Source organism: Billgrantia saliphila (genome assembly GCF_002930105.1).
GTDB classification, from domain to species: domain Bacteria; phylum Pseudomonadota; class Gammaproteobacteria; order Pseudomonadales; family Halomonadaceae; genus Halomonas; species Halomonas saliphila.
Genome location: NZ_PJRN01000001.1, coordinates 151,790 through 164,206 on the forward strand (window position 1 = coordinate 151,790; position 12,417 = coordinate 164,206).

Below are 12,417 nucleotides of genomic sequence, written 5' to 3' on the forward strand. Positions count from 1 at the left end.
CTCACCATTGGCCTGCCATCAGGAAGATGCCGGCGGCGATAGCGGCGGCGATCAGCACATAGGGAAGTTGGGTCAGCGCATGTGCCATGGGGGTGCAGCCGGCGCCTTGGGCGGAGAGCACCGTGGAGTCGCCGTAGAAGCAGGCGTGACTGCCGAAGGCGCTGGCGGAGATCAGGGCACCGATGACGAGCGGCATATGGCTGCCCATGCTGGCTGCCAGCGGCAGGACGATGGGCATGGCTACGGCGAACAACCCCCAGAAGGAACCAGTGGCGAAGGCCAGGAAGGCCATGGTCACGAAGACCACCGCCGGCAGCATGCCTGGCGTCATCAGCGGCTGCACGCTGGCGATCACGTAGTCGGTGAGCCCCAGCACGTCGTTGACCTCCTTGAGGGTGAAGCCCGCGACCAAGGTCCCCAGTGGCATGATCATCGCCTTGAAGCCTTCCAGAGCGGTATCGAAGGTCTCGTGAAAGCTGAGCAGGCGTTGCAAGCCGATCAACACCAGCGTCACGGCCAAGGCCACGATCACGCCGCGCAGGATGTCGATATCGTAGTACCAGGTGAAGAAGATCAGGGTGACGATAGGCAGCAGGAAGTTGAGCAGATGAGGGCGCTTCTTGCCTTTGTCCTCGACTTCCAGGGCGCTATCGTCAACCCCTCCCGGTACCGGCTGGCCCTCGGCGGCACGAGCCTCGGCGGCACGCATGGGGCCGAGGTCAGGAATCCAGCCCATGGCCACAAGCGGCACCAGGGCAGCGGCCACCCAGGCGTAGAACATGAAAGGAATCGCCTCGATATAGAGGCCCATGCCGTTGCCTGCGACGTCGTTGTCCTCCAGCAGGCCGGCGAAGAACACCGCCCAGGTGGAGAAAGGCACCAGGATGCAGATGGGCGCCGCGGTAGAGTCCACGATGTAGGCGAGTTTCTCTCGGGAGACTTGGAAGCGGTCGGTGACCTTCTTCATCGAGGCGCTGATGGTCAGTGCGTTCAAGTAATCGTCGACGAAGATAACCAGGCCCAACAGCCAAGTGACCAGTAGGCTCTGGCGACGGCCATGAATGCGACGAGTGACGGCATCGCCGAAGCTGAGGACGCCGCCGGTCGTGACCAGTAAGGCGATCAGACTGCCAAACAGGCCGCACACCAGAATGATCCAGGTGACGGTATCGTTGCCCAGTACCGTAAGCAGGATGTCCGAGCCCTGCGATACCATCGTCGTGGGATCGATCATGAGTAGACCCACCAAGGCCCCGGCCAGCAGCGATTCGATGGTTCGGCGGGTGAGAATGGCCATGCCCAGCACCACGGCGGTGGGGAGCAGGCTCCAGGCACCAAAGGTTTCCATACAAGATTCTCTATTATCGTTGTGGTCGTTGTCCCAAAAGCCGCTCAGCCGGCCTAGAGGTAGAGAGGAGCGTCGGGGGCAAGACGAAGCGGGGGGCTTTTGCCCTGGATGGCAAAAGTAGCGCCCAAGGAAGGGTTCACAGCGCCCTCGCGATGGTCCGGCATCCCGGGACTTGTCGTCGGAAAAGCTCATCTCCCTTGTTGGGTTGGTGAAGGCAGCTCTTAGAGGAAGCCGTCGGCGCGTAGCGAAGCGGTGGTGGAGGTGTAAGCTTCGTCGAGGATGGCGACTACGCGGTCGACCACATCGCGATCCCAGATCAGCGGCGGCGAGAGGATGTTGAGGTGGCCCACGGGGCGGATGATCAGGCCGCGCTTCTGCGCTTCGGCGGCAACCCGGTCTCCGACGCGTGCTTCTACTGGAAGCAGCTCCTTGGTGTTCTTGTCGGCGACGTTCTCGATGGCCATCATGAAGTGGTCGCCGCGCACGTCTCCCACGGTTTCGTGGTCCGCCAGGGTCTTGAGCTTGCGTTCCAGATAGGGCCCAACTTCACGCACGCTCTCACAGAGGCCCTCGCGTTCGATGATCTCGATATTCTTGAGTGCCGCGGCACAGCTGACCGGATGGCCTGAGTAGGTGAAGCCGGTACTCAGTACGCCACCCTTGCGCTGAGGTGTGCCCAGCACCTCGTAGATGGCATCGGAAATCAGCGTGGCGCCAAGGGGGGCGTAGCCGGAGGAGAGTCCCTTGGCACAGTTGATAATGTCCGGCTGCGTCTCGAACACCGCCTCCGAGGCAAAGAAATGCCCCAGGCGGCCGAAGCCGGTGACCACCTCGTCGGCGATGTAGAGGATCTCGTTGGCACGGCATACGGCCTGCATGCGGGCATGGTAGCCACGCGGTGCCATCAGCACGCCACCCGCGCCCATGATCGGCTCGGCAATGAAAGCGGCGATGTTACCCGCACCGAGGCGCTCGATCGTCTCCTCGAGTTCCTCCACCAGATGGTCGCAGTACTCCGCCTCGCTCATGCCCTTGGGCCGCCGATAGAGGTTGGCTTCGCTCAGGTGCGTGACCAGGTGATCCAGGGTATCGAAATCCCAGTTGTTGCTCTCGATGCCGGTCAGGGTGGCGGTCAGGTAGGTGGTGCCGTGGTAGGCGTTGTTGCGCGAGAGAATGCTTTTTTTGCTTGGTTTGCCCAGGCGATTGAAATAGTAGTGCACCAGGCGGATGGTGGCGTCGTTGGCTGCCGAGCCGCCACAGCTGTAGAAGACATGATTGAGGTGGGCCGGGGCCAGCTCGGCGAGCTTTGCGGCCAGCTCCGCCGCCGGAGCGTTGGAGAGGTTATTGAAGGTGGAGAAATAGGCCATGCGGGTAGCTTGTTCCGCCATGGCCTGGCCGATCTCGGCGCGGCCATGGCCCACGTTGACGCACCACAGGCCGGCGATGCCGTCGATGAAGCGGTTGCCGTGGGCATCCTCCACGTAGATGCCGTCGCTGTCGGTGATCAGGTCGCAGCCGTTGTCATGGAACAGGCTGAAATCGGTGAAGGGGTGGATGAAGTGGTCCTTGTCCTTCTGCCACAGCGCCTGGGCGTCGTAGCGCCGCATCGATTGGGCGGGGCGCGCGGAGGTCGTTGTCGTTGTCATGGGGTGGCTCCTCTCTCGGTGTCTCGGGTGACTGACAGGGTCAGCCTAATCAGTGCGAAGGGGCCGCCGGTATATCCTGATTGGGGTATATCGCTGTGGCCTGCCGGGCTGACGCCAAAACACGCTTTCGACCCCTGTGCTCACGGGCAGGGGCCGAAGGCGTGCTGGTGAATGGACGTTACGACAGCGCCGGCCGCCGACCGGCGGCGAAGGGCGTCGGCAGCACACTTTCCAGGTCGCCGGCGATGCGGAAGGCGGTGGCGTCATCGTAGGAAGGCGCCACGATCTGCATACCGATGGGCACGCCGTTGGCGCCGATTCCCACCGGCACCGAGAGTGCCGGGAAACGGTTGAGGATATTGAAGGGATAGGTCAGGCACAGGCCGGTAATGCCCTTGATCGGCCAGCCGTCCACCGTCAGGACGTCGCGGGTCTGGTCGTAGTAGGCGGGGATATGCGTTGTAGCCATGGTCGGGCAGATCAGGGCGTCGAAGCCGGCCTGGAAGACCTTGTCCTGCAGTTCGCGCAGCATCGCATCAGCGATCCGCCAACCGGCCTTTTCGTCCTCGAAGTCGACCCCGGCACAGCCCTCAACGATCTCGCGAGCATAGGAGGTGAGCTTGTCCATGGGTATATCCTCGCCCAACTGCTCATGGAAGACGCTGCCGGCCTGGAACATCAGGTGCTGCATGATCACCTGCCCGGCCTCGGCGGGCCAGTCGAGGTCGACGACCTCTACTTCGGCGCCCAGGTCGCGCAGCGCCTCGGCGGCGCCTTCCAGGGCCTGGCGCACCTCCGGGTCCACGGCGAAGTAGCCCAGATCGGGGCAGAGGGCGATACACATGCCGGCGACGGGTGCCTGACGCTCGGGCAGGGTATAGGCGGGCAGCGAACAGAGATCGTAGGGGTGGGGGCCGGCGATAATATTCTGCATCAGGATCATATCGCCGACCGAGCGTGCCAGGCCGCCGCTCTGGGCGAAGGACTCGCGGTTCCAAGGGTAGACTTCTGGGACCCGGCCCCAAGGGGCCTTGAAGCCGACGGTGCCGGTGAGGGAGGCGGGGATGCGGATCGAGCCGGCAATATCGCTGCCGCTGGCCAAGGTGGTGGTGCCGGCGGCCAGGGCCGCCGCCGCGCCGCCAGATGAGCCGCCGGGGGTGCAGTCGGGGTTCCAGGGGTTGCGGGTCACGCCCCACAGCTTGGACCAAGTGGCCAGCGACATGGAGAACTCCGGGGTCGTGGTGCGGGCATGGATGATGGCACCGGCATCCTGCAGCCGCTGCGGCAGGGGGTCGGTATAGTCCGCCATATGGCCCTCCAGGAGCAGGGAGCCGTTGGTGGTGGGGCGTCCCTCGATCATCGGCTCGTCCTTGACCGCCACCGGGATGCCCTCCAAGGGGCGGGCGGTGCCGTTGCGCCAGGCCTGTTCGGCCCGCTTCGCCTGTTCCCGGGCCTCCTCGAAATAGGTGGAGGAGAAGGCGTTAATACGCGGTTCAAGGGCCTCGGACCGTGCGATCAGCGCATCCAGCAGTTCGACCGGAGAGAGGCTGCCGCGGCGGAAGCGATTCAGGCACTCCCGGGCGCTCAGGTAGCAAAGGTCCAGGTTCATGGGGTGATCTCCTTGGAGGGGGTGGCGGAGGCGTCGGTGAGTCGGGTTACGGGCAGGGCGCTAGTTAGGCAGCCGACGAAGCAGCCCAGGATCAGCAGCAGGCCCAGGGCGATGCCGCCGACGCCGATGCCCAGGCCGATCAACCAGGGGCCCAGGGCCAGGCTGCACATCATCACGAAGCAGCCGATGGCGGTGAGCTCACCGTGGCGATCCAACTGCGCCAGGGCGCCCTGGAGGTAGGGCAGGGTGAAGGCCCAGCAGATGCTCAGCACCATTACCGCGCTGGCGTAGGGCAGCAGGCCTCGCTCCAGCAGCAGGGCGGCGGTGGCCGCCAGAGAGAGCAGCAGCCCCGCGGCGAGGGGGCGGGTGCGCCCCTGGCGTTCGCCGAGCCACATCACCGCCAGGGCACCGACGCCGCCGATGCCGCCGGCGATCACGGTGACGCCATGAATCTGGGCGTCGGGCAATGCCAAGGCCTGGCCGAAGCTCTGCAGGAAGGCCCAGGCGCCGGCATTAGCGATCTCGAACAGGGCGATGGCCAGCAGCAGACCCCACAGGCGCCAGTCCCGCCAGATCGATGTTGTATCGCGGCGGGCGCTGCCCAGTGGGGCGGAGGCGTCTGGGGCCGTGCGACCCATGGCGGGGATGCACAGCAGTGCTACCAGGGCGCAGCCGGCGAAGGTCAGGTAGAGGGCGGAAAGGCCGAAGCGGGCCACCGGGGCCTCGAGCAGGAAGAGCAGCAGCCCCGCGCCGAGGAACTGCAGCAACAGCAGCATGGCGTAGCCGCGCTCCGGGTGGTGGCGCCGGGCGGCCCAGGCGTAGGCGGCCCCAGCCAGCATGCCGCCGCCGAGCCCGCTGGCCAGGCGCACCAGCACCAGCGGTGCCAGGGCGGTGACGGTCAGGGAGAACAGTTCGCAGAGTAGGATCAGGCCGGCGCCGCTGGCTGCCAGGGCCTTGAGGCCAGTGCGGCGCAGCAGTCCGGCGACGCCGAGCATGCCAAGTGCGGTGCCGAATAGGTTGGCCGAGACCACCAAGCCGGCCTGGGTCTCGGTATGGCCCAGTTCCACTCCCAGGCGGGTAACCAGCAGGGGCAGCACCGCTAGCACTACAAGGCCGCCGAAGCCGGCCAGGGAGACCAGGAAGGTGGCGGGGTAGCCGTCGGGGTCGAGGCGCCGGGGGCGTGGCTCACGGGAGGTCGGCTCGGAGCCGGCCCGGGAATGGGGATCTGGAGTCATGGATAAGCCCTTGTTGTGATTATGGATGGCATCATCCATACCCTATCAAGGCCGGAGAGGGGGGTGTTTTGCGGCGAGCCGAAAAACTACTGCGCTGAGCCGAATCTTGGTCGTGGAGGCGGCGGCCTGGCCTCAGTGATTAAGGCGGCGAAGCCGGCGGTAGTCCCGTGGGGTCAGGCCGAATTCGCGCTTGAAGGCGGTGGTGAAGTTGGCGGCATGCTCGTAGCCCAGGTCGGTGGCGATCCGGGCGATGGGGAGATCGTCGTCGAGCAGCCGCTCGGCCTCGCACATGCGGGCCTGGCGCAGGCAGTCGGAGAGGGTCTGGCCGTGGTGCTCCTTGAAGCGCTGCTTCAACCTGCTCTCACTCATGCCGATGCCGCGGCTCAGCTCGGCGAGGCGCGGCGGCCGAGTCAGGTCGGCGAGCAGCCGGCGTCGAGCCTCCTCCAGGGCCTGGAGATCCCGCACGCCGATCCTGGCGCGGGGCGGTGCCAGCGTACGGGAGCTCAGCAGCAGGCAGAGGAATTCGCTGCACTTGGCCTGCAGGTAGAGCGGCAAGCGGCGTTGGTCCACCGGCGGCGAGGTCAGCTCCTTCAGGCAACGGCGCAGCGGCGCGTCCAAGGGCAGGCATCGATTGCCGTCGACTCCCGGGTTGAAGGCGGCGAGGTCGTCGGCGGTGAGCCCGAAGGGGGGCTGACGCAGGCGCTCGGGGTCGAGGATCAGTAATGCCATCAGGTAGCGCCCCGGCTCGAGGCAGCGATCCAGGAAGGCGGCGCCCTGACGCCGGTGGCTGCACAGCAGGCGATCCCCGGCCAGCTCGAAAGCCTCTCCCTCCGGGGACTCCAGGGCAGTCGCCCCCTCCAGCATGCCGGCCAGGGTCAGGTGACCGCCGGGAATCCAGGCCGGCAGGCAGCCCGAGGCCTGCTCCAGGTCGAGGGTGCGTAGCCAGAGCCCGGGGGCCAAGCGGTAGCAGGCTTCCCAGCCACGTCCCTCGGGCTGGTCCCAGCGCAAACGGAAAGCGTCATGGTGCGCGCTCAGGGCGAACCAGTCGGTGCTGCTGTGGCAAACGTACAGCGGGGAGGGGGCCGACATGGTGCTCATTGTTCGGGGTTCTTCGATGATTTTTGACCGTGAGGAAGCCTTGACCTGCCTTCAAATGTAGAAGCCTCATTCTACTGCCAACATATCCCGATAGGGGTATTTCGGCTGGCCCGGTGGCCGCCTAAGGTGTAGCCATTCTAACCCCGAACAATCACAAGGGAGGCACCCATGTCGGTTTCCATCGACGGCCAGCGGCTCTGGTCGAGCCTGATTGCCATGGCCGAGATCGGCCCCAGCCCCAACGGCGGTAGTCACCGCTTGGCATTGACCGAGGAGGACGCCGCCGGGCGTCGCCTGTTGATCGAATGGTGTCAGGCGCTGGGCTGTACGCTGCGCGTGGATCGGGTCGGCAATATGTTCCTGCGCCGCGCCGGCAAGCGCGATGATCTCGATCCGATCGGCGTTGGCAGCCATCTGGATACCCAGCCCAAGGGCGGGCGCTTCGACGGTGTGCTCGGCGTGTTGGCCGGCCTCGAGGCGTTCCGCACCCTCGACGATCACGGCATCGTCACCGAGCGGCCGATGGAACTGGTGGTATGGACCAATGAAGAGGGCAGCCGCTTTGCCCCGGCCATGGTCGCCTCCGGTACCTATGCCGGGGCGTTCAGCGTCGAGTCGACCCTGGCGCGCCGCGACCGTGATGGCGTGACCCTGGGCGAGGCGCTCGCGGCCACCGGTTTCGCTGGCGAGATGGCGGTGGGCGAGCCTCGTCTGGCGGGCTTCCTCGAGCTGCATATCGAGCAGGGACCGGTACTGGAGGAGAGCCACGAAGCGGTTGGCGTGGTGACCGGCGTGCAGGGCATGCGCTGGTTCGACGTCACTCTGCGCGGGCAGTCCTCGCATGCCGGCCCCACCCCGATGCGCTACCGCCGCGACGCTCTGGCCGCCGCGGCGCGCCTGATCGATCGCCTGCAGGACCATGCCCTGGCGGATCCCAGCGGCGACACCAAGGTCACCTTCGGTACCCTGGAAATCGACGCGGCATCGCGCAACGTGGTGCCCGGCGAAGTGACTCTCTCCGTCGATCTTCGCCATGTCGACGAGGCTGAGCTGGATGCCCTTGAAGCGCACTTCGAGCGTGAGCTGGCCGCTGTCGGCGAGACCTTTGGCATCACGGCGCACAGCGAACGCATCTGGGCCTCGCCGGTGGTGAGCTTCGATAGCGGCTGCATCGATGCCGTGGAGAGAGCCGCCAAGGCCCGCGGCGTTCCTTACCGGCGCATGATGAGCGGCGCCGGCCACGACGCCGTCTATGTGGCCCGGGTCGCGCCGACTGCGATGATCTTCATTCCCTGCCGTGACGGAATCAGCCACAACGAGGCGGAGTATGCCTCCCCGGAACACTGCGCTCTTGGGGCTCAGGTGCTCTTTGACGCCATGGTGGAACGGGCCAATATCCTGGAGGCGGGCCAATGAACGTCACGATTCCCGCCACCAAGGCCGACTGGCAGGCCTTGGCCGAGACGCTGATCCCGCGCCTGGAGAGCCGCGCCTTTATTGATGGCGCCTTCGTCGATGCCGCCAGCGGCGAGACCTTTGCCACCGTCAACCCGGCCACCGGTGAGACCCTGGCCTATGTCGCCAGCTGCGACGCCGCCGATGCCGAGCTCGCCGTGTCTTGTGCCCGGGCTGCCCACGCCCGGGGCGAGTGGGCGCGGCTGGCACCGGGGCGGCGCAAGCAGACGCTGCTCAAGCTGGCCGAGCTGATGGAGGCGCATCAACACGAATTGGCGCTGCTCGACACCCTGGACATGGGCAAGCCGATCTCCAGTTCGCTGGGCGATATCGCCGGCGCCATCGGCTGCCTGCGCTATACCGCCGAGGGCATCGACAAGGTCTACGGTGAAGTCGCCCCCACTGGCGAGGAGAGCCTGGGCCTGGTGCTTCGTGAGCCCCTGGGCGTGGTGGCGGCCATCGTACCGTGGAACTTCCCGCTGATGATGACCGCCTGGAAGATCGCCCCGGCGCTGGCCGCCGGCAACAGCGTGATCCTCAAGCCCTCCGAGAAGTCGCCGCTCTCGGCGCTGCGACTGGCAAGCCTTGCCCGTGAGGCGGGCCTGCCGCGCGGGGTGTTCCAGGTACTACCTGGCTTCGGCCACACCGTAGGCAAGGCCCTGGCGCTCTCCATGCAGGTCGATTGCCTGGCCTTCACCGGCTCCACCGCGGTGGGCAAGCAGCTGATGCAGTACGCCGGCCAGTCCAACCTCAAGCGGGTCTATTTGGAGTGCGGCGGCAAAGCGCCCAACATCGTCTTCGCCGACTGCAAGAACCTGGATCAGGTGGCGAACCACGCCGCCGCGGCGATCTTTCATAACCAAGGCGAGGTGTGCATCGCCGGCTCCCGGCTGCTGGTGGAGAACTCGATCCGCGAGGAGTTCGTCGAGCGCGTCCTGGAGGCGGCGGAAGGCATGCAGCCCGGCGACCCGCTCGACCCGCAGAGCTTCATGGGTGCCATGGTGGACGAGACCCAGTATCGCAAAGTGCTCGGCTTTATCGAGAAGGGGCGTGAGGAGGGCGCGCGGCTGCGTACCAGCGGCGCAACTCTGGCGGGCCCGGGGCTGTTCATTCCGCCCACGATATTCGACGGCGTGACCCCGGCCATGACGATCGGCCGTGAGGAAATCTTCGGCCCGGTACTTTCGGTGTTCGGCTTCGACAGCGAAGAGGAGGCCATCGCCCTGGCCAACGACAGCGACTACGGCCTGGCCGCGGGGCTATGGAGCCAGGACATTGACCGCATCATGCGCCTCTCCCGCAGGCTCCATTCCGGCCAGGTGTTTGTCAACAACTGGGCGGGCCCCGACATGACGGTGCCCTTCGGCGGCGTCAAGCAGTCCGGCAACGGTCGCGACAAGTCCCTACATGCCCTGACGGAGTACACCGAACTCAAGACGGTGTGGATGGCGCTAGCGCCCTGACGACCCATCCATGAGCACTTGCGCGTGAGTTTGATCACGCTGTCTTGCCGGCTCCGGAGCCGGCTCTTTTCTTCCCTAGGCCCCCTTTGCCTTCTCTTGCCCTTGCCTTCCCTGGGCTCAGCCTGCCCGTTGCCGCGACACCAGCGCCACGTGATCGAGGAACTGCCGGAAAAGCTGCGATTGGCTGGAAACCTCGAGCCGTTGGTAGATGTGCTTGCGATGCACCTTGACCGTGCCGTCGCTGATATCGAGTTCCCGGGCTGCCGATTTCGTCGAGTGGCCGGCCAGTAGCAGGCGCACGATCTCCTGCTCGCGAGCGGTCAGCACGCCGGCACCGAAGCTGGCAAAAGCCGCTTCCACCGGCTCCTGCTCGGCCAGGCGCTGCTGGAACTGGCTCCCCTGCCATTTCCAGTACTCGACGAGCAGGGCTTCCAGCATGGGCGAGAGATGGCGCAGTGCCTGCAGGGCGCGGCGGGTCAGCGTCGGGGAGTTGGCTCCGAAGCCCAGCGACACGGCCACCACCACATCCGCCTCGACCCGGCAGAAGAGGCCCACCTCGTCCACCAGGCCAAGGGCGCGATAATAATGGGCATAATAATCGCTCGCCTCGAAGCGATCTGGAGCCAGTTCGCGCAGGCGGTGAGCGCCCTGGTCCAGGCCGCCGCTTACGGCAGTAAAAAAGGGGTCGAGCAGATAGGCCTTGCTCAGGTAGCGCTCGATGCCCTGTTCGCGACGATGCGGAGGGTAGTCGTCATGGATCAGCAATGGCCGACGGCGCCCACGGTAGGCATTGATCAGCACGGTTTCGTGACCCACGAGCTCACGCAGACATTGATCAAGCCGGCCGGGGAAATCGGCCGCTCCGGCAATGCGTTGAAGGCGAGCTAACTGCTGGTGCCAGGCGAGGCTTTCGTGACGTGCAAGGAAGTCGAGCATGATGGCATCGAATCGGGAAACATTGATTCCACGATATCATGTCCCGGCTTTGGCACCCTATACAGGGCTGTATCTGCGGGCATGAACAACCGCGTGACGACCCGGAAGCGGGGCATTTACCGGTAAGCCGTGACAAGCCGCCACATTTTGAGGAGACTCTGGCTCGATCCTTTCATGCAGTCGTTGGAGTCTGCCCCTTGACCGATCTTTTGACGCTGCTGGTTTCCCTTCCTACCGGATACGCCATGGCGTTTTCGGCGTTCGTGACGTTCCTGCTCGCCTTCGGCTTGGCCGGCCTGCTCGCTGCCCGCCGCCAGCGCGCCGATGGGCAGCGTCACGAGACGGCGCTGGCCGAGCTGCGTGAGCGACTTGCCGAGCGTGAGCGGCGCCTCGACGAGCAGCAGCGCACACTTGGAGAGGTACAGGTGAGCGAAGCCCGCCTGGCCACCGCCCTCGAGCAGAAGCAGCAGCACTTCGAGGCGCAGTTGGCTCTGCTGCGCGACAGTCGCGACCAGCTGCGCCAGGAATTCGAGAATCTTGCCAACGAGATCCTCGAGCGCAAGGGGCGCGCCTTCTCCGAACTCTCCCAGCAGCGTATCAGCGGGCTGTTGCAGCCGATCCAGGCCGAGATGAAGGGGTTTCGCGAGAAGGTCGAATCGATCCATCGCCACGATACCGAGCAGCGCGCCGGGCTGCGTGCCGAACTCAGGCACCTGCAGGCGCTCAACCGGGAGATCACCGACCAGGCCGAGCGGCTGACCCAGGCACTGCAGGGGCAGAAGAAGGTGCAGGGCAACTGGGGCGAGCTGATGCTCGAGAACGTGCTGGAGGGCTCAGGCCTGCGGGCCGGCAAGGATTACCGGCGCGAGGTCAGTTTCGCCACGGCCGACGGTCGGCGTCGGCCCGACGCGGTGGTCTATCTGCCCCAGGGCAGGCATCTGGTCATCGACGCCAAGACCTCGCTCGCTGCCTACGTGCGCTATGTCAACGCGGAGGACGAGCACGAGCGCGAGCTGGCGCTGTCGGCTCACGCCACGGCGGTGGGTAATCGAATCAGCGAGCTGGCCGACAAGCACTACTACGACCTGCCGGGACTCAACTCGCCGGACGTGGTGATCATGTTCATCCCGGTGGAGTCGGCCTACGTCGAGGCGCTGAAGCATGACGAGACCCTCTACCAACGCGCCATTGAGCACAACGTACTGGTGGCCACCCCTACTACGCTGCTGACCAGCCTCAACGTGGTGCGACAGCTGTGGCGCTTCGAGGACCAGAGCCGACACAGCGCCGAGCTGGCCAGCCGCGCTGAGAAGTTCTACAACAAGCTGCGGCTATTCCTCGAAAGCATGCAGGAAGTGCAGGTTCGGCTCGATGGGGCGCGCGACAGCTACGATCGTGCCATGGGGCAGCTGGTCAACGGTCGCGGCAATCTGATCAAGCAAGCCGCCGAATTCCAGGAACTGGGAGTGGCGGTGAAGAAGGAGTTGCCCGACGACTTGGTCGAGCGGGCGCGCTTGGAGCTTGATGGCGAGCGGCCGCGTTCCTTGCCGCTGTCAGAAGAGGAGGGTGACGCCGAGGCTGCCGGCCGTCGGTAGGCAGCTGGCAGCAATTCGGAGCGGTTCGCTCG

General features: G+C 65.7%; 9 protein-coding genes. 3 read left to right on the plus strand and 6 right to left on the minus strand.

Translation table 11 applies throughout. The features are described 5' to 3' along the window. Position 1: 1 nt before the first annotated feature. The 5 genes from CYJ07_RS00710 to CYJ07_RS00730 form a co-directional block, all read right to left on the minus strand. Positions 2–1,348 carry a Na+/H+ antiporter NhaC family protein gene (locus CYJ07_RS00710; RefSeq protein ID WP_104201745.1) on the minus strand — a complete coding sequence of 449 codons (1,347 nt, stop codon included), beginning with the start codon at positions 1,346–1,348 and terminating at the stop codon, positions 2–4. 221 nt (positions 1,349–1,569) lie between these two features. Beyond that, complete coding sequence (locus tag CYJ07_RS00715; protein WP_231489491.1) at positions 1,570–2,994, minus strand: aminotransferase; 1,425 nt, start codon at positions 2,992–2,994, stop codon at positions 1,570–1,572. Positions 2,995–3,172: 178 nt separating this feature from the next. Then, a complete protein-coding gene (locus tag CYJ07_RS00720; protein WP_104201747.1) occupies positions 3,173–4,603 on the minus strand; it encodes an amidase in 1,431 nt (476 codons plus the stop codon). Further along, positions 4,600–5,838: an MFS transporter gene (locus CYJ07_RS00725; RefSeq protein WP_197038216.1), complete on the minus strand. Its 1,239-nt coding sequence runs from the start codon at positions 5,836–5,838 to the stop codon at positions 4,600–4,602. Before CYJ07_RS00725 ends, CYJ07_RS00720 begins: the two co-directional genes overlap by 4 nt. A gap of 132 nt (positions 5,839–5,970) precedes the next feature. Then, complete coding sequence (locus CYJ07_RS00730; RefSeq protein ID WP_197038217.1) at positions 5,971–6,927, minus strand: helix-turn-helix transcriptional regulator; 957 nt, start codon at positions 6,925–6,927, stop codon at positions 5,971–5,973. Between the two features lie 177 nt (positions 6,928–7,104). Between CYJ07_RS00730 and CYJ07_RS00735 the strand changes: the two genes are divergently transcribed. Together CYJ07_RS00735 and CYJ07_RS00740 are read left to right on the plus strand one after the other, a co-directional pair. Then, positions 7,105–8,352 (plus strand): Zn-dependent hydrolase, encoded by a 1,248-nt coding sequence (locus CYJ07_RS00735; protein WP_104201750.1) that lies wholly within the window; start codon positions 7,105–7,107, stop codon positions 8,350–8,352. Then, positions 8,349–9,854: an aldehyde dehydrogenase gene (locus CYJ07_RS00740; protein WP_104201751.1), complete on the plus strand. Its 1,506-nt coding sequence runs from the start codon at positions 8,349–8,351 to the stop codon at positions 9,852–9,854. Before CYJ07_RS00735 ends, CYJ07_RS00740 begins: the two co-directional genes overlap by 4 nt. Positions 9,855–9,971: 117 nt before the next feature. Here CYJ07_RS00740 and CYJ07_RS00745 read toward each other — a convergent pair whose 3' ends face one another. Next, positions 9,972–10,790 carry a helix-turn-helix transcriptional regulator gene (locus CYJ07_RS00745; RefSeq protein ID WP_104201752.1) on the minus strand — a complete coding sequence of 273 codons (819 nt, stop codon included), beginning with the start codon at positions 10,788–10,790 and terminating at the stop codon, positions 9,972–9,974. Positions 10,791–10,987: 197 nt separating this feature from the next. Here CYJ07_RS00745 and CYJ07_RS00750 point away from each other — a divergent pair, with 197 nt between their 5' ends. Further along, the gene (locus CYJ07_RS00750; protein WP_104201753.1) at positions 10,988–12,385 is read left to right on the plus strand and encodes a DNA recombination protein RmuC; all 1,398 of its coding nucleotides are present in this window, start codon (positions 10,988–10,990) and stop codon (positions 12,383–12,385) included. Positions 12,386–12,417 lie beyond the last annotated feature (32 nt).